Annotated in this window: 20 protein-coding genes and 2 tRNA genes; all 22 read left to right on the forward strand. The window is 66.1% G+C overall.

Annotated elements, in window-relative coordinates:
- Window positions 1–24: 24 nt before the first annotated feature.
- Window positions 25–97, forward strand: a tRNA-Met gene (locus tag ACFV4K_RS07055).
- A gap of 42 nt (window positions 98–139) precedes the next feature.
- Window positions 140–310: a 50S ribosomal protein L33 gene (rpmG, locus tag ACFV4K_RS07060; protein WP_029925945.1), complete on the forward strand. Its 171-nt coding sequence runs from the start codon at window positions 140–142 to the stop codon at window positions 308–310.
- Between the two features lie 199 nt (window positions 311–509).
- Window positions 510–1553, forward strand: a complete 1044-nt coding sequence (locus tag ACFV4K_RS07065) for a fused (3R)-hydroxyacyl-ACP dehydratase subunits HadA/HadB (RefSeq protein ID WP_379272800.1) — start codon at window positions 510–512, stop codon at window positions 1551–1553.
- A gap of 183 nt (window positions 1554–1736) precedes the next feature.
- Window positions 1737–1809, forward strand: a tRNA-Trp gene (locus tag ACFV4K_RS07070).
- 29 nt (window positions 1810–1838) lie between these two features.
- Window positions 1839–2228 (forward strand): preprotein translocase subunit SecE, encoded by a 390-nt coding sequence (secE, locus tag ACFV4K_RS07075; protein WP_379272755.1) that lies wholly within the window; start codon window positions 1839–1841, stop codon window positions 2226–2228.
- A 138-nt stretch (window positions 2229–2366) separates the two neighbouring features.
- The gene (nusG, locus tag ACFV4K_RS07080; protein WP_379272756.1) at window positions 2367–3182 is read left to right on the forward strand and encodes a transcription termination/antitermination protein NusG; all 816 of its coding nucleotides are present in this window, start codon (window positions 2367–2369) and stop codon (window positions 3180–3182) included.
- A 163-nt stretch (window positions 3183–3345) separates the two neighbouring features.
- Entirely contained in the window at window positions 3346–3780 is a 435-nt protein-coding gene (gene rplK, locus ACFV4K_RS07085) for a 50S ribosomal protein L11 (RefSeq protein WP_357091071.1), read from the forward strand.
- A gap of 70 nt (window positions 3781–3850) precedes the next feature.
- Entirely contained in the window at window positions 3851–4561 is a 711-nt protein-coding gene (gene rplA / locus ACFV4K_RS07090; protein WP_357091073.1) for a 50S ribosomal protein L1, read from the forward strand.
- A gap of 536 nt (window positions 4562–5097) precedes the next feature.
- On the forward strand, window positions 5098–5661 hold the full coding sequence (gene rplJ, locus ACFV4K_RS07095; protein WP_379272759.1) for a 50S ribosomal protein L10: 564 nt from the start codon (window positions 5098–5100) through the stop codon (window positions 5659–5661).
- Window positions 5662–5724: 63 nt separating this feature from the next.
- Window positions 5725–6105, forward strand: coding sequence for a 50S ribosomal protein L7/L12 (rplL, locus tag ACFV4K_RS07100; protein WP_379272760.1), 381 nt, complete (start codon window positions 5725–5727; stop codon window positions 6103–6105).
- Window positions 6106–6384: 279 nt separating this feature from the next.
- A complete protein-coding gene (locus ACFV4K_RS07105; RefSeq protein ID WP_379272762.1) occupies window positions 6385–7443 on the forward strand; it encodes an ABC transporter ATP-binding protein in 1059 nt (352 codons plus the stop codon).
- A 10-nt stretch (window positions 7444–7453) separates the two neighbouring features.
- On the forward strand, window positions 7454–8248 hold the full coding sequence (locus tag ACFV4K_RS07110; RefSeq protein WP_357091085.1) for an ABC transporter permease: 795 nt from the start codon (window positions 7454–7456) through the stop codon (window positions 8246–8248).
- A gap of 80 nt (window positions 8249–8328) precedes the next feature.
- Entirely contained in the window at window positions 8329–9117 is a 789-nt protein-coding gene (locus tag ACFV4K_RS07115; RefSeq protein WP_379095702.1) for an ABC transporter permease, read from the forward strand.
- 70 nt (window positions 9118–9187) lie between these two features.
- Window positions 9188–10522: an MCE family protein gene (locus tag ACFV4K_RS07120; RefSeq protein ID WP_379272763.1), complete on the forward strand. Its 1335-nt coding sequence runs from the start codon at window positions 9188–9190 to the stop codon at window positions 10520–10522.
- Between the two features lie 8 nt (window positions 10523–10530).
- A complete protein-coding gene (locus ACFV4K_RS07125) occupies window positions 10531–11607 on the forward strand; it encodes an MCE family protein (RefSeq protein WP_379272802.1) in 1077 nt (358 codons plus the stop codon).
- Window positions 11607–12614, forward strand: a complete 1008-nt coding sequence (locus ACFV4K_RS07130; protein ID WP_379272765.1) for an MCE family protein — start codon at window positions 11607–11609, stop codon at window positions 12612–12614. The genes ACFV4K_RS07125 and ACFV4K_RS07130 overlap by 1 nt, the downstream gene beginning before the upstream one ends.
- 45 nt (window positions 12615–12659) lie before the next feature.
- Window positions 12660–13895, forward strand: a complete 1236-nt coding sequence (locus ACFV4K_RS07135) for an MCE family protein (protein WP_379272804.1) — start codon at window positions 12660–12662, stop codon at window positions 13893–13895.
- Window positions 13892–15118, forward strand: a complete 1227-nt coding sequence (locus ACFV4K_RS07140) for an MCE family protein (RefSeq protein WP_379272766.1) — start codon at window positions 13892–13894, stop codon at window positions 15116–15118. Before ACFV4K_RS07135 ends, ACFV4K_RS07140 begins: the two co-directional genes overlap by 4 nt.
- Window positions 15115–16359, forward strand: a complete 1245-nt coding sequence (locus ACFV4K_RS07145; RefSeq protein WP_379272768.1) for an MCE family protein — start codon at window positions 15115–15117, stop codon at window positions 16357–16359. Before ACFV4K_RS07140 ends, ACFV4K_RS07145 begins: the two co-directional genes overlap by 4 nt.
- Before the next feature lie 29 nt (window positions 16360–16388).
- Complete coding sequence (locus ACFV4K_RS07150) at window positions 16389–17063, forward strand: hypothetical protein (RefSeq protein ID WP_379272770.1); 675 nt, start codon at window positions 16389–16391, stop codon at window positions 17061–17063.
- A gap of 12 nt (window positions 17064–17075) precedes the next feature.
- On the forward strand, window positions 17076–17819 hold the full coding sequence (locus tag ACFV4K_RS07155) for a hypothetical protein (RefSeq protein WP_379272771.1): 744 nt from the start codon (window positions 17076–17078) through the stop codon (window positions 17817–17819).
- Window positions 17820–18397: 578 nt separating this feature from the next.
- Complete coding sequence (locus ACFV4K_RS07160; protein ID WP_357281766.1) at window positions 18398–21886, forward strand: DNA-directed RNA polymerase subunit beta; 3489 nt, start codon at window positions 18398–18400, stop codon at window positions 21884–21886.
- Window positions 21887–21944: the final 58 nt, after the last annotated feature.

Raw genomic sequence — 21944 nt, forward strand, 5'->3', positions numbered from 1 at the left:
CGCCGTCAAGTACCGACACCAGATGGCGGTGTAGCTCAGTCGGTAGAGCAAACGACTCATAATCGTTGTGTCGCCGGTTCAAGTCCGGCCATCGCTACATACTGATATCCCAATCAGGCTGACCGGAAAGAAGGCAATCGTGGCCGCGAAGTCCACTGATATCCGGCCAAAGATCACCTTGGCCTGCGAGCAGTGCAAGCACCGCAACTACATCACCAAGAAGAATCGGCGTAACGACCCGGACCGTCTCGAGCTGAAGAAGTTCTGCCCGAACTGCGGTACCCACCGGGCGCATCGCGAGTCTCGCTAACTTAAACCCGCGCGAACAACCGCGTGGACAGAGTGCCGGATCGGTAAGTCACTTCGTCTCTTAGAAAGGGACAAGGGACCCGGTCCGGCACTTGGCGTATATAGCGGTGGTTCTGCGCTCTCGCCCGTTCCCGTTTCCTGGGAGCAGATAGGGACTTCCTGCCGTGACGATCAACACCGATATCGATATCGAGGCCGACATGGTCGAATCAGAGCTCTTCGACCCCGCCGCGCACGCCGCCGCCATGGTCGGCCATCACTACCGCGTGGAGGACTACTACGAGGTCGGCCGCGAGAAGGTGCGTGAGTACGCCCGCGCGGTGCAGGATTACCACCCGGTGCACTGGGACGAGGACGCCGCCGCCGCGCACGGTCACGACGGCCTGGTCGCCCCCCTCACCTTCATCTCGCTGGTCGGAATCCTGGCCCAGCGCAAGCTCTTCGAGCAGATCGTCACCGGCTACGACCTGAGCCAGATCATGCAGACGGACCAGATCCTGGAGTTCCACCGTCCGATCAAGGCCGGGGACCAGCTGTCCTGTGTCGTCTACCTGCACTCGTTCCGCCAGGCCTTCGGCGGCGACATCATCGTCACCCGCAACGACGTGCTGGCCCAGAACGACGAACTGGTGCTCACCACCTACACCACCCTGATCGGCCGCAGCGGCGGTGACATCGACCCCAATATCGGTGACGCCGTGCGCAATGTGCTCATGCACGGGGTCGGCCCGGACGCCGCCGACGCGGGCGAGCCGATCGAGATCGACACCCCCGACCAGTCCGTGGCGGCGCTGCCGATCGGCGCCGTGGTCGCGAGCGCGCAGACCCGCCGCTTCGACGATGTCGCCGCCGGCGACGAACTGCCCTCCCGCACCGTGCTGCTCACCCGCGGCGACCTGGTGAACTACGCCGGCGTCTCCGGCGACGCCAACCCGATCCACTGGAGCGACGACGTCGTGAAGCTGGTCGGCCTGGAAAACGTTGTCGCGCACGGCATGCTGACCATGGGCCTGGGCGGCGGCTTCGTCACCTCGTGGCTGGGCGACCCGGGTTCGGTCAAGGAGTACAACGTCCGCTTCACCAGCCCCGTGTACGTCCCGATCGACCGTCCCGCGGAGATCGAGTACACCGGCAAGGTGAAGTCGGTGGACCCCGAGACCCGCACCGCGGTGGTCGCCATCGTGGCGAAGTCGGAGGGTCGCAAGATCTTCGGTCGCGCCACCGCGACGGTGCAGCTCGGCTGACCGGAAACCGGGGTAGGCCGCGACACCCCGATTGGCGATCGTCAGTCGGGGTAACGTACACTCGAAAATCTGGGGTCACCAGCCGATGCGCGCTGCTCCGAGGAGCGGCGCGTGTTTGTATGAAATGACCCTGTAGTACAACTGAAAAAGAACAGAGGCTGGAAGCAACCCCCGTCCAGCCGAAGGGGCGTAGCTCAACTGGCAGAGCAGCGGTCTCCAAAACCGCAGGTTGCAGGTTCAAGTCCTGTCGCCCCTGCCCTGGATGCCGACTTAGAGAGGATCGACGTGAGCGACGAGCGGGACACTCGCCACGAAGATGGCGACGACACCGCCGCGGTGGCTCGTCCGAGCGGCAAGCGGTCCGCCCGGCGCACCCGCGCCGCGTCGTCCAGCGCCGTCGCGACGATCGAACGACCGTCGGATTCGGCCAAGGCAGCCACCAAGCGGTCCGGCAAAGGCAAGAAGGCCGGGCAGGGCGGTTCGGGCAATCCGTTCAAGCGCCTGATGAAGTTCCTCAAGGAAGTCATCGCGGAACTTCGCAAGGTCATCTGGCCCAACCGCAAGCAGATGGTCACCTATACGAGCGTTGTCCTGGTGTTCGTGATTTTCATCATCGCGTACATCAGCGGTTTGGATGTGGCGTTCATCAAGGGTGTCAACTGGCTCTTCGGCTAGGCGGCACGGTGACCGCGTCTGACCGCCGCGGCCGGTGACCGGCCCCCGGGCAGAGGCGGGGAGCGGGAACATCCGCCGGGCTATGCCTTGCCCCGGCGCGCAGAGGATTACGTGACGACTAAGGAAGCGAGTGCCCCAGTGAGCACCCCGGAGAACGGCACAACCGAGGAATTCCCGGTGGATGACGCGGTGATCGAAGAGACCACCGCGGACGTCGAGGACGCTGAAGGCTCCGTTGCCGCTGAGTTCGAGGCCGACGAGTTCGCGGCCGACGCCGAAGAGGCCGAGCCCGCGCAGCCCGCGGCCCAGATCTCCGACGAGCCCGCCGACCCGGTCGCCGAGATGACCGCCGCGCTGCGTCGCGCGCCCGGCGACTGGTACGTCGTGCACTCCTACGCCGGGTACGAGAACAAGGTGAAGACCAATCTCGAGACCCGCGTGCAGAACCTCGGTCTCGAGGACTACATCTTCCAGGTCGAGGTGCCGACCGAAGAGGTCACCGAGATCAAGAACGGCCAGAAGAAGAACGTCAACCGCAAGGTGCTGCCGGGCTACATCCTGGTCCGCATGGAGCTGAACGACGAGTCGTGGGGCGCGGTGCGCAACACCCCCGGTGTCACCGGTTTCGTCGGCGCCACCTCGCGTCCCTCGCCGCTGACCATTCCGGACGTGGTGAAGTTCCTGGTCCCGGCCGCGCAGCAGAAGAAGGCCGCCGCTCCGGCCGCCGCCGCTGCCGCCGCCACGGCCGGTGGCGAGGCCGCCGTCGCGAAGCCGATCATCGAGGTCGACTTCGAGGTCGGCGAGTCGGTGACCGTCATGGACGGCCCGTTCGCGACCCTGCCGGCCAGCATCTCCGAGGTCAACGCCGAGCAGCAGAAGCTCAAGGTGCTGGTCTCGATCTTCGGCCGCGAGACCCCGGTCGAACTGGCGTTCACGCAGGTCGCCAAGATTTAGTCGCAAGGAGGCGGTGGCCCGGGTTTCACCCGGTGTCACCGCCTTTTTCGCGTTCACGTAGACTTGCCGGGTTGTGCCTAGGGCCTGATCTCGAGCTGCCCTGGGCGCAAGTCCCGGATAAGGCTTACGGGTGATCCGTAAGGAACCTAACCAAGGAAGAAAGATGCCCCCGAAGAAGAAGAAGGTCGCTGGGCTCATCAAGCTCCAGATCCAGGCCGGCCAGGCCAACCCGGCTCCGCCGGTGGGTCCGGCGCTGGGTCAGCACGGCGTCAACATCATGGAGTTCTGCAAGGCGTACAACGCGGCGACCGAGTCGCAGCGTGGCAACGTCATCCCGGTCGAGATCACGGTCTACGAAGACCGCACGTTCGACTTCAAGCTGAAGACGCCGCCCGCCGCGCGTCTGCTGCTGAAGGCCGCCGGTGTGCAGAAGGGCTCCGCCGAGCCGCACCGCACCAAGGTCGCGCAGATCACCATGGACCAGGTCCGTGAGATCGCCAAGACCAAGCAGGAAGACCTGAACGCCAACGACATCGACGCCGCGGCGAAGATCATCGCTGGTACTGCCCGCTCGATGGGTATCACCATCGCGGAGTAAGAGCCTTCCGGCTCGGTGGGAGGGACCGCCTGTCCCGCACCACTTCTGACTTAGACAAGGACAGATCAACATGGCAAAACGAAGCAAGGCTTATCTCGAGGCGGCCGCCAAGGTCGACCGCGCTGCTCTCTACGCTCCGCTGGCCGCCGCGCGGCTCGCGAAGGAGACCGCCACCACCAAGACCGACGCGACCGTCGAGGTTGCCGTCCGTCTGGGTGTCGACCCGCGTAAGGCCGACCAGATGGTCCGCGGCACCGTCAACCTGCCGCACGGCACCGGTAAGACCGCCCGCGTCATCGTGTTCGCCGTCGGTGACAAGGCCGCCGAGGCCGAGGCCGCCGGTGCCGACGCCGTGGGCGCCGAGGACCTGATCGAGCGCATTCAGGGCGGCTGGCTGGAGTTCGACGCCGCGATCGCCACGCCGGATCAGATGGCCAAGGTCGGTCGTATCGCTCGCGTGCTGGGCCCGCGTGGCCTGATGCCGAACCCGAAGACCGGCACGGTCACCCCCGATGTCACCAAGGCTGTCAACGACATCAAGGGCGGTAAGATCAACTTCCGCGTCGACAAGCAGGCCAACCTGCACTTCGTGATCGGCAAGGCTTCCTTCGACGAGAAGAAGCTGGCCGAGAACTACGGCGCCGCCCTCGACGAGATCCTGCGTGTCAAGCCCTCCACCGCGAAGGGCCGCTACGTCAAGAAGGTGACGTTCTCGACGAACACCGGACCGGGCATCCCGGTGGATCCGAACCGCACCCGTAACTTCGCCGAGGAAGACTGATTCCTCGACGCGGTGACGCGTAGCAACGCATGAAAGCCCGAAGGGCCGGTACGAATCTCGTACCGGCCCTTCGCTTTTCCGCGGTGACAGATCGACCTCGCCGAGATGGCAGACCGCGCTGGTATCGCGGTTGGACCGGATCCGGTTCGACGCTGCCGCTGCCGATCTCGAAGATCAGGGCGCAGAGCGGGCTTCGGTGGGGGCCCGGGCTGCTCGAACCACCCCGTTTTGGCGTATCGATGCTGGTCCGCTATATTGGACGACGGTCATCGACATGCTCTCCGGAGTTTCGGTGATCACCCCACATCGTTCTACCGAAGACCGTTGGTTGCTGCCGTCAGGCGGCTGAAGGTCCGGCGATATTGCCGGCGACCCACGCAGGGAGAGCCGAGGTCGGGAAACCCGCGAGAGATCGCGATCGTTTCTTGTGCGCCCCGGGTTCGCTCTGCGACCGGGGCGTTAGCTTTGTCGCCGGCCCCTGTTGGCGGAACTCGGTAGTTCATACGAGAACCGACCATCCAGAGAGGAGGCGAAGTATGGCGAATTCTGAGAAGGTCACCGCGGTCGCGGAGATCACCGAGCAGTTCAAGTCGTCCACCGCGACGGTTGTCACGGAGTACCGCGGTCTGTCGGTCAGCAAGATCACCGAGCTGCGTCGTGCGCTCGGCGCGAACGCTACTTACTCCGTCGCCAAGAACACCCTGGTCAAGCGCGCTGCCGCCGAGGCGGGCGTGGCTGGCCTGGATGACTTGTTCGTCGGTCCGACCGCTATCACCTTCATCACCGGCGAGCCGGTCGAGGCCGCCAAGGCGCTGAAGGCGTTCGCCAAGGACAACAAGGCGCTCATCATCAAGGGCGGCTACATGGACGGCGCCGCGCTGTCCGTGGCCGAGGTCGAGCGCATCGCCGACCTCGAGTCGCGCGAGGTGCTGCTGGCCAAGCTGGCCGGCGCCATGAAGGGCAACCTGTCGAAGGCTGCCGGCCTGTTCGCCGCCCCCGGCAACCAGGTCGCGCGCCTCATGGCCGCGCTGCAGGAGAAGAAGCAGGCCGAGGGTGGCGCTGCCGCTCCGGCCGCCGACGCTGCTGCCGACGCCGAATAAGTCACTACCCCAAACCTATTCGTCACCGCCGCGCGGTGACGGAACTACCGAAAGGAAATATCAATGGCCAACGTTGATGAGCTGCTCGAGACCTTCGCCGGCATGACCCTGCTGGAGCTGTCCGAGTTCGTGAAGGCGTTCGAGGACAAGTTCGAGGTCACCGCTGCCGCTCCGGTCGCCGTCGCCGTCGCGGGTGGCGCTGCCGCTCCGGCCGAGGCCGCCGAGGAGCAGGACGAGTTCGACGTCATCCTCGAGGGTGCCGGCGACAAGAAGATCCAGGTCATCAAGGTCGTGCGTGAGATCGTCTCCGGCCTGGGCCTGAAGGAAGCCAAGGACCTGGTCGAGGGCGCCCCGAAGCCGATCCTGGAGAAGGTCGCCAAGGACGCCGCCGAGGCTGCCAAGGCGAAGCTGGAAGAGGCCGGCGCCAAGATCACCATCAAGTAATTCACTTGATGGTGTGCCGGGGTCACACCCCGGCCGCGTCGATATTGTGAAAAGGGCGGTACCCATTGTGGTACCGCCCTTTTCGCGTATTCTGCTGCCGTGATTGGCGCGTGATCGGGTGGGTATTCCAGATATTGCTACCGACCGGTCAGGTCCCAGTGTCCGAGACGGTCTCTATGCGATACAGTGACCGGACCTACTGTGACGCGCCACACCGCGCGAAATTTGTGGCGGATCGTCCCACATGTAGGGCGCTCGTCGGAGAAAGTGGAGGTTGGCGTGGGCGTCGAGGTCAGGACCGAAGGCATCACGAAGTCGTTCGGATCCCAGCGTATTTGGCAGGATGTCACTCTGACGCTGCCGTCGGGGGAAGTAAGCGCTCTGCTCGGCCCGTCGGGTACCGGTAAGTCCGTCTTCCTGAAGTCGTTGATCGGTCTGCTCCGTCCGGAGAAGGGCTCGATCTACATCGACGGCACCGATATCACGACCTGCTCGAACAAGGATCTGTACGAGATCCGCAAGCTGTTCGGCGTCCTCTTCCAGGACGGCGCGCTGTTCGGGTCGATGAACCTGTTCGACAACACGGCCTTCCCGTTGCGCGAGCACACCAAGAAGAGCGAATCCGAGATCAAGAAGATCGTCATGGAGAAGCTCGAGCTGACCGGTCTGCTCGGCGCCGAGGGCAAGCTCCCCGGTGAGATCTCCGGTGGTATGCGCAAGCGTGCCGGCCTGGCCCGCGCGCTGGTGCTGGACCCGCAGATCATCCTCGTCGACGAGCCGGACTCCGGTCTGGATCCCGTTCGTACGACCTATCTCTCGCAGCTGTTGATCGATATCAACGCGCAGATCGACGCGACGATCCTGATCGTCACGCACAACATCAACCTGGCCCGTACGGTGCCGGACAACATCGGCATGCTGTTCCGCCGCAACCTGGTCATGTTCGGTCCCCGTGAGGTGCTGTTGACCTCGGACGAGCCGGTGGTCAAGCAGTTCCTCAACGGCCGCATGCAGGGTCCGATCGGTATGTCCGAGGAGAAGGACGAAGCCCAGATGGCCCGCGAGCAGGCCATGTTCGACTCGGGTCACCACGCCGGTGGCGCCGAGGAGATCGAGGGCATCATCCCGCAGATGCGGGCGCAGCCGGGCATGCCCGTGCGTGGCGCGGTGGGCCGTCGCCGTGAGCGGGTCCGCCAGATCATGCATACCCTGCCGCCCGCCGCGCAGGAGGCGATCCGGGAGTCCATGGCCGAGAACGGCGATGCCGACACGCAGGTGATGCCGTCGTACCAGGGTGGCTACGACACCACGGTTCGACAGAACCTAACTAACGGGTAACATACCGCCCGTGAACCCCTCCTCGACGCGACTGCGCACCTCGGTCGAGTCGGGACTTGCCCAGGCCGGCAATGTTTTCGGACTCTTTCTCGACGTGTTCCGGAAGACGTTCCGCCGGCCTTTCCAGTGGCGGGAGTTCATCGAGCAATCGTGGTTCATCGCGAGTGTCTCGATCCTCCCCGCCGCCCTGGTGGCAATCCCGTTCGGCGCCGTGGTGGCCCTGCAGACCGGCTCGCTCATCAAGCAGCTGGGGGCGGAGAACTTCACCGGTGCGACCAGTGTGCTGGCCACGGTCCAGCAGGCCGCACCGGTGGTGACCGCATTGATCATCGCCGGAGCCGCCGGCTCCGCCGTAGCCGCCGATCTCGGCTCGCGCACCATTCGCGAGGAGATCGACGCCATGGAAGTGCTCGGCATCGATCCCATTCAGCGCCTGGTGGTTCCGCGCGTGCTGGGCATGATGCTGGTCGCCTTCCTGCTCAACGGCATGGTCTCGGTCGTCGGCATCTGCGGCGGCTACTTCTTCAACGTGGGTCTGCAGGGCGGCACGCCGGGCGCGTACTTGGCGTCCTTCTCCGCTCTCGCGCAGATCCCCGACCTGGTGATCGGTGAGATCAAGGCACTGATCTTCGGTGTGGTGGCCGGTGTCATCGCCGCCTACAAGGGCCTGCATCCCAAGGGGGGACCGAAGGGCGTGGGCGACGCGGTGAACCAGTCGGTGGTCATCACGTTCCTCGTGCTCTTCTTCCTGAACCTCATCCTCACCCTGATCTATCTTCAGGTCGTACCCGCAAAGGGCGCGTGACAATGGTCGTTTCGCAGCGCTCCACCGTTTTCTCCCGGTCGGCGCGCCGGGTCAAGCCCGCGCTCATGGCTCCGGTCAACATGGTCGACAAGGCCGGCGACCAGATGTCGTTCTACTCGCGGGCGATCGGCGCCATCCCGCGGACCATCGTGCACTTCCGCAAGGAGGTCACTCGGCTGCTGGCCGAGGTGACCTTCGGATCAGGCGCGCTGGCGGTCATCGGCGGCACCATCGGCGTCATCGTGTTCATGTCGGCCTCGGTCGGCGTGGTGGTGGGCCTGCAGGGCTTCAAGGCGCTCGACGCGCTGGGCTCGGGTGTGCTCACCGGCTTCCTCACCGGGTACATCAACACCCGTGAACTCGCGCCCCTGGTTGCGGCACTGGCACTTTCGGCGACGGTCGGCTGTGGTTTCACCGCCCAGCTGGGCGCCATGCGGATCTCCGAGGAGATCGACGCGCTCGAGGTGATGGCGGTGCCGTCGGTGCCGTTCCTGGTGACCACGCGCGCCATCGCGGGCTTCCTCGCGGTGATCCCGCTGTACGTGGTCGGCCTGCTGGGCACCTACCTGGCCTCGCGGTTGATCAGCATCTACTTCAACGGGCAGTCGAGCGGCTCCTACGACCACTACTTCGCGTTGTTCCTGCCACCCGAGGACGTGCTCTATTCGTTCGTGAAGGTGCTGGTCTTCGCGTTCGTGATCATCCTCGTGCACTGCTACTACGGCTACAACGCCACCGGCGGTCCGGCGGGCGTCGGCGTGGCGGTGGGCCGCGCGGTGCGCGCCGCGATCGTGCTGATCAATGTGCTGGACTTCTTCCTGTCCCTGGCGATCTGGGGCACGACCACGACGGTGCGGGTGGCGGGATGAACGGTCAGCGGCCGGAGGAGGCAGCCTGCGTAACCACGCAGGCCGCCCGTTCATCCCGGATGGGGGCAGCATGAGCAACCCGGAGCGCGGGCAGACGCTGAAGAAGCGGACCCTGGGCGTGCTGTTCTTCGCGCTCGTCGCGCTGTTCCTGTGGACCACCATCGCTATCTACAACAAGCAGTTCGTGGACACCGTGCGGGTCAACCTGATCACCGACACCGTCGGCAACGCGCTGACCCGCAACGCGGATGTGAAGGTCCGCGGCGTGACCGTCGGCGAGCTGCGCTCGAGCAGCTACGACGGCAAGAACGTGCACCTGGACCTGGCCATCGACCCGGCCAAGGCGGACAAGATCCCGTCCAACGTGACCGCGCGGCTGCTGCCCAAGACGCTGTTCGGTGAGCGCTACATCGACCTGGTGTGGCCGGACAGCCCGCAGGGCAAACTCACCGAGGGCCTCACCCTGCACCAGGACACCTCCGGCAACGCCGTCGAGGTGAGCCAGCTGCTGGACCACATCCTGCCGCTGCTGCAGGCGATTCCGCCGCAGTACCTGTCCTCCACGCTGGGCGCGCTGTCCAACGCGCTGCAGGGTCAGGGCGAGGAGCTGGGCAAGACCATCGACCGGCTCGACGACATCGTCACCCGGGTGAACGGCGTGATGCCGACCCTGCAGGACGATCTGAAGAGCCTGGCCGACGTGGCCACCACCTACTCCGACGCCGCGCCGCAGCTGGTGTCCGCGCTGGACAACCTGCGCACCACCAACGCGACCGTGGTGCAGAAGAAGTCGCAGATCGACACCCTGCTGGCGACGCTCACCCCGAGCGCCACCACCACCGCCGACTTCCTGCTGCTCAACCGCGACAACATCATCGACGTGGCCGCGGACTCGCGGCCCGCATTGGTGGAGTTGGCCAGGTACTCGCCCAGCTACAGCTGCGCGCTGGCCGGTTTCGCCGAGCTCAAGCCGCGCATCGACCAGATCTTCGGCAAGGGCACCGACCTGCCGGGTTCGCGGGTGAGCGTGTCGATCGTGAATCCGCGCGGCCGCTACGTCCCCAACCAGGACGAGCCGCGGTGGTTCGATCAGCGTGGCCCGCTCTGCGTTCCGATGTACCCGCCCTTCACCGATCCGGGTCAGTACACCGACGGTTCCGCCAATGACGGCTCCTACCAGCCGCCGAGCCGCAACCCGGGTGACCAGAACATCGGCCGGATGCAGGCGCCGCAGTACAAGGTGTATGGGCCTCAGACGCCGACGACCGCGTACTCGCCGCAGGAGTCCCAGGCGCTGGGCACGATCTACGGTGCCGCCCACGGTGTTTCGCCCGAGGAGGTGCCCAGCTGGGTCACCAAGATCGCCGCGCCCGCCTTCCGCGGCAGTGAGGTGAGCGTCAAGTGAAGGATCTGTTGCGCGGTCTCGGGCCGACGCTGACCAAACTGATCGCCTTCATTCTCGTCACGGTCTTCCTGACGGGCGTGCTGGCGTTCACCATCGCCAACTACGGTGGCGGCGGCACCAAGTTCAATGCCCGCTTCACCGACGTGACCTCCCTGAACAAGGGTGACGAGGTCCGGGTCGCGGGTGTCCGCGTCGGCAAGGTGACCAATGTGGCCATCGTGGACAAGCGCCTGGCCAATGTGGAATTCGAACTGACCGACCGGGATTGGCTGCCCGCCTCGACCACGGCGACCATCAAGTACCGGAACCTGGTGGGCCAGCGCTACATCGCGCTGGAGCAGGGGACCGGGCAGCAGGGCCGCAAGCTGAACAAGGGCGCGACGATCCCGCTGGAGCGCACCAAGCCCGCGGTCAGTCTGACCGAGCTGTTCAACGGCTTCCGCCCGCTGTTCCAGACCCTCACCCCCGAGGACGTCAACAAGCTGTCCTACGAGATCATCCAGGTCTTCCAGGGCGAGTCCGGCACCATCGCGGACCTGGTGGCCAACACCGCCTCGCTGACCAACAAGATCGCCGACAAGGACGCGGTGATCGGTGAGCTGATCAAGAACCTGAATCTGGTGCTGGACAGCATCAATGCGCGCGGCGACCAGCTCGACCAGTTGATCGTGAACACCGAGGCGCTGGTCTCCGGCCTGAACGCCGAGCGCGGCACCATCGGTTCCGCGGTCTCCTCGCTGGGCGGTCTGGCCCAGGCCACCGCCGACCTGCTGGTCCCGGTGCGGCCGAACCTGCAGGGCGCGATCGCGGGCCTGAACCAGCTGACCGGCACGCTCAACGACCGCAAGGACGAGGTCGACGAGGGCCTGACCAACCTGCCCATCAAGATGGAGAAGCTGGGCCGCGCCGCCTCCTACGGCTCCTGGTTCCAGTTCTATCTGTGCGGCATCGACATCGTCGCGGGGCCGGGGATCAAGGACGCGCCGCAGCTGAACTTCCCGCCCGCGCTCCAGAACATGCCGACGGTGAATCAGCCGATCTACACGAATCCGGCGCCGCGCTGCCACGGGAAGGGAGGCCGCTGATGGATGACCGCATTGTCATGGGCAAGCGCAGTCCGGCATTCATGGGCGGGCTGGGCCTGATCCTGGTGCTGCTGGTGACCTTGTCCGCGTTCAACCTGGACAAGCTGCCGCTGATCGGGGCGGGCACCAAGTACACCGCCGAGTTCTCCGAGGCCGCGGGCCTGAAGAAGGGCAACGAGGTCCGCATCGCCGGCGTGAAGGTCGGCGCGGTCTCCGATGTCCGTCTCGACGGCGACAAGGTGCTGGTGGACTTCCGCACCCAGGACGCCTGGATCGGCAACGAGACCTCCGCGTCCATCCAGATCAAGACGCTGCTGGGCCAGAAGTACCTGGCGCTCGACCCCAAGGGCGACCGCACCGCGAATCCGCGCGACCGGATTCCGTTGTCGCGCACCGTGTCTCCCTACGACGTGGTGGACGCCTTCAGTGATGCCGCCAAGAACATCGAGGAGACCAACACCGGGCAGCTCGCGCAGAGCTTCCAGGTGCTCTCGGATGCCTTCTCCGCGACCCCGCCGCAGCTGCGCGGGTCCATCGACGGCGTGGCCCGGCTCTCGGAGTCGCTGGCCAAGCGTGACGACCAGCTCAAGAAGCTGTTCGCCGCCACCCGGACCACCTCCAAGGTGCTGGCCGACCGCAATCAGGAGTTCGAGCGGCTGCTCGCCAACGGCGGCCAGCTGATCGCGGAGCTCAATGTCCGCCAGCAGGCCATCCGCCAGTTGCTGATCGGCGCGAAAACCGTTGCGGCGGAACTGACCGCGCTGGTCAAGGACAACGAGGAGCAGATCGGCCCGGCGCTGACCAACCTCGAGAAGACGATCGACCTGCTCAACGACCACCAGGCCGACCTGTCCAAGACCCTCACGCTGGCGGCGCCCTTCTACGGGCTGTACTCCAACGTGCTGGGCACCGGCCGCTGGTTCGACGCGGTCATCACGAACCTGATTCCGCCCGCGCTGCCCGATATTCCGGGCAACCGCGATCCGATTCGCAAGTTGGGAGGGTAACCCGTGGCGAAGAATCCGCTGCGCTCCGTCACCCCGCGCTTCGCGTTGAGCGGCACCGGCCGTAAGAGCAAGATCATCGCCGTGGTGGCCGCCCTGGCGGTCGTGCTCGCGGGTGTCGCGTGGTGGAGCTACGACCGGCTCGAAACCACCAAGATCACCGCGTATTTCGACAAGTCGATCGGCATCTACAAGGGCTCGGACGTCCGGGTCCTGGGCGTGCCGGTGGGCCGCGTGGACTCGGTGACCCCCAAGGGTGACGTGGTCGAGGTCGTCATGAAGGTCGACCGCAAGTACGACATCCCCGCCGACGCCAAGGCCGCCCAGATCACCCCGTCGGTGGTGTCGGACCGGTACATCCAGCTCGCGCCCGCCTACAAGGGCGGACCCAAGATGGGGCGCAACGCCACCATCCCGAAGGAGCGCACCGCGACCCCGGTCGAGGTGGACCGCCTCTACAAGAGCATCACCGAACTGTCCGAGGCGCTCGGCCCCAACGGCGCCAACAAGGACGGCGCGCTGAACCAGCTGGCCCGCACCGGCGCCGAGAACTTGGCCGGCAACGGCGACGCGCTGGGCAACAGCTTCACCCAGCTGTCCAAGGCCGCGCATGCGCTCTCCGATTCGCGCACCGACATCTTCGACACGGTCAAGAACCTGCAGACCTTCGTGCAGACCCTGGCCGACAACGACGCGCAGGTCCGGACCTTCAACACCCAGCTGGCCTCACTGGCCGGGTTCCTGTCCGACGAGCGCCAGACCCTCGGCGACGCGCTGAGCCTGCTCTCGGTCGCGCTCGGCGACGTGGCCCGGTTCATCGACAACAACCGGGAACTGGTGCAGTCCAACGCGGACGCGCTGACCAAGCTCACCCAGACCCTCGCCGATCAGCGCGACGATCTGGCCAAGGCGCTGCCGCTCATCCCGACCGCGCTGAGCAACCTGATCAACGTGCACAACGGTGAGTCCGGCACGCTCGACATGCGCCCCAACTTCACCGATCTGCAGGACCCGTTCGGCGTCATCTGCAAGATGCTGGACCTGGGCAAGCTGCGTCCCGGCGACCCCAAGTTCGAGGCCATCTCGCGGCAGCTCGGCCCGATCCTGAACAACTGCAAGCTGATCACCGACCAGCTCACCGCGGGTGTGAAGACGCCGTCGCTGGTGCTGCCCTTCGGCATCCTCAGCGGCGAGAACGAACAGCGCAACGCGGTGCCCGGCTCGGTGCCCGGCAATCCGTCCGACCAGCTGCCGCCGTCGCAGCAGGAAGGTGGACAGCGATGAGCGCCAACCGGATCCGGCGCGCGGCGCTGGTCGCTACCTCGCTCGGCGCGGTGACGCTGGTGGCGGCGGGCTGTAGCGCGGACAGCATTCCGCTGCCCGGCGGCCCGGACATCGGCAAGCATCCGCTGCACCTCGACATCCGCTTCGCCGACGTGCTGGACCTGGTCCCGCAGTCCACGGTGAAGGTGGACGGCGTGGCCGTGGGCCGGGTCGACAAGATCCGCATCGCCCCTGACAACGCTTGGGAAGCCAGCGTGCAGGTGCTGGTCAACGATGATGTGAACCTGCCCGCCAATGCCCGTGCCGAGGTCAAGCAGACCAACCTGCTGGGCGAGAAGTACATCGAGCTGTCCGCGCCCGCCAAGGACGCCGACTCCGCGCGCCTGAAGGACGGGGCCCGCATCCCCGTCGAGAACACCCGCACCGCCACCGAGGTGGAGCAGGTGCTCGGCGCGCTGTCGCTGCTGCTCAACGGCGGCGGCGTGGCGCAGCTGCAGCCGATCATCGTGGAGCTCAACAAGACTCTGGACGGCCGCGAGGGCAAGGTCCGAGACCTGTTGAGCCAGGCCAACACCCTGATCAAGGGCCTCGACGACCAGGTCGGCAATATCACCCGCGCGCTGGACAGCCTGAACACGCTGAGCAGCCGGGTGAGCACCCAGACCACCCAGATCACCAAGATCCTCGACGAGCTGCCCGCCGGTATCAAGATCCTCAACGAGCAACGGCCGCAACTGATCCAGCTGCTGACCCAGCTGGACCGGGTCGGCCAGGCCGGGATCGACGTGCTGGACAAGTCCAAGGAGAACCTGATCACCGACCTGTCCTCGCTGCGGCCCACGCTGCAGGCGCTGGGCGCGTCGGCCGGTGACCTGGTGACGGCGTTCCCGCTCATCCCCACGTATCCGTTCCCGGACGAGGCCATCAAGTCGGCGTTCGGCGGCCAGGTCAACACCTGGCTCTCGGTGGACCTGCAGATCGGCGGCCTGCTGTCGAATCTCGGTGTGGGCAAGCCGGATCCGCAGTACCTGCCGCCCGCGGGCCGCCAGGTCAACGTGGATCCGACCAACCCGTACTACAACGGCAACGGGCCGCGCGGCGGCTGGCCGACCGTCTCGCTGCTGCCCCTGCCGCCCACCGTGGCGCGGCCCACCGGGCAGCCGGGACCGACCGATCCGCTCGGATCGATCCTCGAGCAGCTGGGAGTGGGTGGTCCGCGATGACTCGTCTGGTGCGTAATCAGCTGATCGCCTTCGCGATCATCGCCGTGCTCGGCGTCGTCTTCGTCGGCGCCAAGTACGTGCGGCTGGACAATATGCTCGGCTTCGGGCTGTACAAGGTGAAGGTGCAGGCCACCGAGACCGGCAACCTGTCCAAGGGCGCCGAGGTCACCTACCGCGGCGTCCCGGTCGGCCGGGTCGGCGACCTGGACATCACCCCGGACGGCGTGCTCATCACCCTGGAGATGAACTCCTCCAAGCCCAAGGTCCCCGCCAACGCCAAGGCCGTGGTCGCCGACCGCTCCGCCATCGGCGAGCAGTTCGTGGACCTGCTGCCCTCCAGCGACGGCGGGCCGTACCTGAAGGACGGCTCGGTCATCACCGGCGCGCAGCTGCCCATCCACGTGGAGGACCTGCTCACCAGCGTCGACACCTTCGCCGGCACCACCGACCTGAAGGCGTTGTCCACCACCATCACCGAGCTCGGCAAGGCCTTCGACGGCAAGGGCGACGACCTCGAGATCCTGATCGACTCGCTCAACAAGTTCACCGCCACCGCGAGCGGCGACAACCTGCAGCAGACCCTGGCCCTGATCCGGTCCGCCCACACCGTGCTGGGCACCCAGGCCGAACAGTCCCCGGCGATCCTGCAGTTCAGCGACGGTCTCGACAAGCTCACCGCGCAACTGAAGTCCAGCGACCCGGACATCCGCCGCCTCATCGGCACCGGCACCGACGCGGGCTCCTCGATCAACCGCCTGTTGCAGGAGAGCGGCCCGGCCCTCACCAAGGACCTCACCAACCTGCGGGTCCTGTTGCACGCCATCTCGCCGAAGTTCTACGCCCTCGGCCCGGTGCTGGCCATGCTGCCGCTGCTGCCGCTCGGCGGTTCCTCCACCGCGCCCGGTGACGGCACCACCCACTTCGGCCTGGTGCTCGAGACCAACAACCCGCCCGCCTGCACGCTGGGATACGAAGGCACGCAACGGATCCTGGACCAGATGAAGGCCCAGAACCCCAACTTCGACGACACCCGCGACGACTTCCCGCTCAATACCGCGGCCACCTGCGCGGTGCCGCAGGGCAGCGAGACCGCCGTGCGCGGCGGGGCCCGCGCCGAACTGGCCGACCCCAATGTCGCGCAGCCGTGGGACGACAAGCCCAAGTACGACCCGGAGAAGCTCAACCTGAACCCGGTGGCCACCCAGCTGTCCACCCTCATGGGCATCACTCCCAAGCACTGACCGGCAAGAGAGGAAAGTATGGTGGCGGCGTGAGCCAGGACAAGGACAGCGAATCGGGGGCGAACCTCGAGAAGCCGGCGGTCGAGCCGGTTCCCGACACGACCCCGGACGCGTCCCAGGCCGACGCCGTCACCACCGAACCTCGCGATCCGCGGAAACTTGCTCGGATCGGCGCCGCCGGTCTACTGGCCGTCTCGGTCGTCGCCGCCGGTGTGATCGGGTTCCTGTGGATCGGGGACAGCAAGGACGAGTCCCGGGCCGAAGCCCGCGACGCCGCCCTCACCGATGCCCGCCAGGCCGCGGTCAACCTCATGTCGATCAATCCCGACGATATCGACGGGTCGCTGGCGAACATCCGGTCATCGATGACCGGGGACCTGCTGAAGCAGCAGGAGGACGGGCAGGAACAGCTCAAGCAGACCGCCCAGGAGTCCAAGACCCGCATCGAGTCCTCGGTCGAGGGCATCACGCTGACCTCGCTCAACAGTGAACGCGACCACGCCTCGGCCTTCGCGGTCCTGAAGATCACCCGCAGCTGGCCCGGCGGCCAGCCCGCCTCGTTCCGCCAGCTGTGGACCCTCGATCTGGTCAAGCAGGGCAGCACCTGGAAGGCCGAGAAGGCGCAGAACCTGGGCGAACCGGTGCCGCTGGGCTCCGGACAGCCCGTCCAGCAGCCGACCACGGCGCCCAAGCCGGGCAACTAGGAGGGAGTGACCATGGCCAACCGGAAACGACCCGTCAATCGCGTCACCCCGCGCCGACCGGCCGCCCAGCGCGGCACCGCGTCGCGGACCACCGCCGCGGACGTGAGCGCCCGGTCCACCACCGAGCGTTCCGACAGCACTGCCTCGCGCGCCACCCCGCGCGGTCGGGTCCGGGCCGGTATCCGCGGCCGGGGCCCGGCCAAAGACCGTGCCTCGCAACAGTATTCCAAGCGGACCGGGCAGGGCGGGTTTTGGCCCGACTGGGGCATCGCGACGGTCTGCGCTGGGCTGTCGGCCCTGCTGCTGGCCTTCGCGATCGTCGGCGCGGTGAATCACTGGGTGAGCAAGCCCAACTCCGGCTCCGGCAATCTCGCCTACGTCGACAACGCGGCCACCGACGAGGTCAAGGCCGCCGCCGACCACGCCCTGACCACGCTCTACGGCTACAAGGCCGCCGAGATCGACAAGTGGAAGGGTTCGGTCAACTCGGTCCTCACCGAGAAGATGCAGAAGGACTTCGCCAAGTTCGTCGACACCACGGTCGACACCATCAAGCAGACCCAGACCGACACCACGGTCAAGACCGACCCGATCGGCGTGACGCTGCTCACCGGCGACCGGGCCGAGCTGCTGGTGAATCTGAACATCTCCGCCGTCAAGGACGGCAAGCCCGAACCGCTCGCGTCGGGCCCGATCGTGCTGCGCATGCAGAAGACCGACGGCCACTGGCTGGCCTCGGAGATCACCGACAAGTAGGCCGTGGAGATCCCCGGCGGGAGTCGGGGATCACCGCCAAGTCGGTCGTCACATCGCCTGCTCGCCGCCGTCTTTCCGGCATTGCGCGACGTCGGAGGGTGATCTTGCTCTGCGACAGGCGATCTCGCGTTTTGTCAACTCGGCCCGCCACTTGACGACTTTCGTCCTAGCCGTCACGCTATTCACAACAGCGGCGGCTGTCACAGGAGACAACTCGCCGGCGTGGGCACTGTGAACGCAGCCAGCGGACTCTGAGGCCCGGCCGGACACCTTGTGAAGACCGCCACTCGGCTGTGGCGGTATCGGCGATCTGAACGCCGGGAATATCGACACAGACACACCGGGGCGAAGTTGACGCCCGGGGATCGCCACGGGTGGTACTTTGACACCCCCGTAGGTTTGGGTGTAGTTTTGGACGTTGCGCTGGCTGCCTCCTGTCCATACCTCGATCGCATCACGAAAGTTTCGCCTTCCGGTGTTACTTCCGCTGTCTGCTGTTCGGGTTTCGTTCGGGTCGTAACCAGCGGAATTCGTAGCAGACAAGCGACGGTCGCGGACCACCACGCGACGCGCGTTAGGTGCTGGAAGGACGCATCTTGGCAGTCTCCACCCAGACCAAGGCCGGTATCCCCGGAGCCCCGAAGCGGGTGTCTTTCGCGAAGATTCGTGAACCCCTGGAGGTTCCCGGACTTCTCGATCTACAAACCGAATCGTTCGCCTGGCTGGTCGGTTCAGCAGACTGGCGTGAGCGTGCCACCGCGCGCGGCGACGTCACCAACCCCACCGGGGGCCTCGAGGAGGTGCTCGAGGAGCTGTCTCCGATCGAGGACTTCTCCGGCTCCATGTCGCTGTCCTTCTCCGACCCGCGCTTCGAAGAGGTCAAGGCCTCCATCGAGGAGTGCAAGGACAAGGACATGACCTATGCGGCTCCGCTGTTCGTGACCGCGGAGTTCATCAACAACAACACCGGTGAGATCAAGTCTCAGACGGTCTTCATGGGTGACTTCCCGATGATGACCGACAAGGGCACGTTCATCATCAACGGCACCGAGCGCGTCGTCGTGTCGCAGCTCGTCCGTTCGCCGGGTGTGTACTTCGACTCGTCCATCGACAAGTCCACCGAGAAGACGCTGCACTCCGTGCGCGTCATCCCGTCGCGTGGCGCGTGGCTGGAGTTCGACGTCGACAAGCGCGACACCGTCGGTGTCCGCATCGACCGCAAGCGTCGTCAGCCGGTCACCGTGCTGCTCAAGGCGCTGGGTCTGACCACCGAGGAGATCACCGAGCGCTTCGGTTTCTCCGAGATCATGATGTCCACCCTCGAGAAGGACTCCACCCCGGGTCAGGACGAGGCGCTGCTCGACATCTACCGCAAGCTGCGTCCGGGCGAGCCGCCGACCAAGGAGTCCGCGCAGACCCTGCTGGAGAACCTGTTCTTCAAGGAGAAGCGCTACGACCTGGCGCGCGTCGGTCGCTACAAGATCAACAAGAAGCTGGGCCTGAACCTGGACCAGCCGGTCACCGGCTCGACGCTGACCAAGGAAGACATCGTCGCGACGATCGAGTACCTGGTCCGCCTGCACCAGGGCGATCGCCTCATGACCGCCCCCGGCGGCTCCGAGGTCCCGGTCGACGTCGACGACATCGACCACTTCGGCAACCGTCGTCTGCGGACGGTTGGCGAGCTGATCCAGAACCAGATCCGCGTGGGTCTCTCGCGTATGGAGCGGGTCGTGCGTGAGCGCATGACCACCCAGGACGTCGAGGCCATCACCCCGCAGACCCTGATCAACATCCGTCCCGTCGTGGCGGCGATCAAGGAGTTCTTCGGCACCTCGCAGCTGTCGCAGTTCATGGACCAGAACAACCCGCTGTCGGGTCTGACCCACAAGCGTCGTCTGTCGGCGCTGGGCCCGGGTGGTCTGTCCCGTGAGCGCGCCGGCCTGGAAGTCCGTGACGTCCACCCGTCGCACTACGGCCGCATGTGCCCGATCGAGACCCCGGAAGGCCCGAACATCGGCCTGATCGGTTCGCTCTCGGTCTACGCGCGGGTCAACCCGTTCGGTTTCATCGAGACCCCGTACCGCAAGGTCGTCGACGGCCGCGTCACCGATGAGGTCAAGTACCTCACCGCCGACGAAGAGGACCGCCACATCCGCGCCCAGGCGAACTCGCCGGTCGACGCGGACGGCCGCTTCCTCGAGGACCGCGTGCTCGCCCGCCACGGCAACGAGGAAATGGAATACGTCGACGCCAGCGCGGTCGACTACATGGACGTCTCGCCGCGCCAGATGGTGTCGGTCGCGACCGCCATGATCCCGTTCCTCGAGCACGACGACGCCAACCGTGCCCTCATGGGCGCGAACATGCAGCGTCAGGCCGTGCCGCTGATCCGTTCCGAGTCGCCGCTGGTCGGCACCGGTATGGAGCTGCGCGCCGCGGTCGACGCCGGTGACGTGGTCGTGAACCAGAAGGCCGGCGTGGTGGAAGAGGTCTCGGCCGACTTCATCACCGTCATGCACGACGACGGCACCCGTCGTTCGTACCGCCTGCGCAAGTTCGAGCGCTCCAACCAGGGCACCTGCGCCAACCAGCGTCCGATCGTGGACGAGGGCACCCGCGTGGAGGCCGGGCACGTGCTCGCCGACGGTCCGTGCACCGAGAACGGTGAGATGGCCCTGGGCAAGAACCTGCTCGTGGCGATCATGCCGTGGGAAGGCCACAACTACGAGGACGCGATCATCCTGTCGCAGCGCCTCGTGGAGGACGACGTGCTCACCTCGATCCACATCGAGGAGCACGAGATCGACGCTCGCGACACCAAGCTCGGCGCCGAGGAGATCACCCGGGACATCCCGAACGTCTCCGACGAGGTCCTGGCGGACCTGGACGAGCGTGGCATCGTGCGCATCGGCGCGGAGGTCCGTGACGGCGACATCCTGGTCGGCAAGGTCACCCCGAAGGGTGAGACCGAGCTGACCCCCGAGGAGCGCCTGCTGCGCGCCATCTTCGGTGAGAAGGCCCGCGAGGTCCGCGACACCTCCCTGAAGGTGCCCCACGGTGAGTCCGGCAAGGTCATCGGCGTGCGCGTGTTCTCGCGTGACGACGACGACGATCTGCCCCCGGGCGTCAACGAGCTGGTCCGCGTCTACGTCGCGCAGAAGCGCAAGATCCAGGACGGCGACAAGCTCGCCGGTCGCCACGGCAACAAGGGCGTCATCGGCAAGATCCTCCCGCAGGAGGACATGCCGTTCCTGCCCGACGGCACCCCGGTCGACATCATCCTGAACACCCACGGTGTGCCGCGTCGTATGAACATCGGTCAGGTGCTGGAAACCCACCTGGGTTACATCGCCAAGACCGGTTGGCAGGTCGAGGGTTCTCCCGATTGGGCGAAGAACCTGCCGGCCGAGATGATCGGTCAGCCCGCCGACACGAACATCGCCACCCCGGTGTTCGACGGTGCGCGCGAGGAGGAGCTGACCGGCCTGCTCGGTTCGACTCTGCCGAACCGCGACGGCGAGAAGATGATCAACGACGACGGCAAGGCGATCCTGCTGGACGGTCGCTCCGGTGAGCCGTTCCCGTACCCGGTGTCCGTCGGCTACATGTACATCCTGAAGCTGCACCACCTGGTCGACGACAAGATCCACGCGCGTTCGACCGGTCCGTACTCGATGATCACGCAGCAGCCGCTGGGTGGTAAGGCGCAGTTCGGTGGTCAGCGCTTCGGTGAAATGGAATGTTGGGCCATGCAGGCGTACGGCGCGGCCTACACCCTGCAGGAACTCCTCACCATCAAGTCGGACGACGTGGTCGGCCGCGTGAAGGTGTACGAGGCCATCGTCAAGGGCGAGAACATTCCGGAGCCGGGTATCCCGGAGTCGTTCAAGGTTCTGCTCAAGGAACTCCAGTCGCTGTGCCTCAACGTGGAGGTGCTGTCCTCGGACGGCGCCGCCATCGAGATGCGTGACGGTGACGACGAGGACCTGGAGCGCGCCGCGGCGAACCTGGGTATCAACCTGTCCCGCAACGAGGCTGCGACGGTCGACGACCTGGCGCAGTGAGCGATCGGTCCGGGAAGGCCGATCGGATTCGAGAAGCCTTCCCGGGCAACGGATTTAG

This window comes from Nocardia sp. NPDC059764 (genome assembly GCF_042732555.1).
In the GTDB taxonomy this organism is placed as follows: domain Bacteria; phylum Actinomycetota; class Actinomycetes; order Mycobacteriales; family Mycobacteriaceae; genus Nocardia.

What these genes read in the sequence shown, in the direction of transcription:
- rplA (WP_357091073.1), top strand. Translation starts at nt 3,851, where the DNA reads ATGGCAAAACGAAGCAAGGCTTATCTCGAGGCGGCCGCCAAGGTCGAC.
- ACFV4K_RS07140 (WP_379272766.1), top strand. Translation starts at nt 13,892, where the DNA reads ATGAGCGCCAACCGGATCCGGCGCGCGGCGCTGGTCGCTACCTCGCTC.
- rplJ (WP_379272759.1), top strand. Translation starts at nt 5,098, where the DNA reads ATGGCGAATTCTGAGAAGGTCACCGCGGTCGCGGAGATCACCGAGCAG.
- ACFV4K_RS07130 (WP_379272765.1), top strand. Translation starts at nt 11,607, where the DNA reads ATGGATGACCGCATTGTCATGGGCAAGCGCAGTCCGGCATTCATGGGC.
- rplL (WP_379272760.1), top strand. Translation starts at nt 5,725, where the DNA reads ATGGCCAACGTTGATGAGCTGCTCGAGACCTTCGCCGGCATGACCCTG.
- ACFV4K_RS07115 (WP_379095702.1), top strand. Translation starts at nt 8,329, where the DNA reads ATGGTCGACAAGGCCGGCGACCAGATGTCGTTCTACTCGCGGGCGATC.
- ACFV4K_RS07065 (WP_379272800.1), top strand. Translation starts at nt 510, where the DNA reads ATGGTCGAATCAGAGCTCTTCGACCCCGCCGCGCACGCCGCCGCCATG.
- ACFV4K_RS07120 (WP_379272763.1), top strand. Translation starts at nt 9,188, where the DNA reads ATGAGCAACCCGGAGCGCGGGCAGACGCTGAAGAAGCGGACCCTGGGC.
- ACFV4K_RS07155 (WP_379272771.1), top strand. Translation starts at nt 17,076, where the DNA reads ATGGCCAACCGGAAACGACCCGTCAATCGCGTCACCCCGCGCCGACCG.
- rplK (WP_357091071.1), top strand. Translation starts at nt 3,346, where the DNA reads ATGCCCCCGAAGAAGAAGAAGGTCGCTGGGCTCATCAAGCTCCAGATC.
- ACFV4K_RS07145 (WP_379272768.1), top strand. Translation starts at nt 15,115, where the DNA reads ATGACTCGTCTGGTGCGTAATCAGCTGATCGCCTTCGCGATCATCGCC.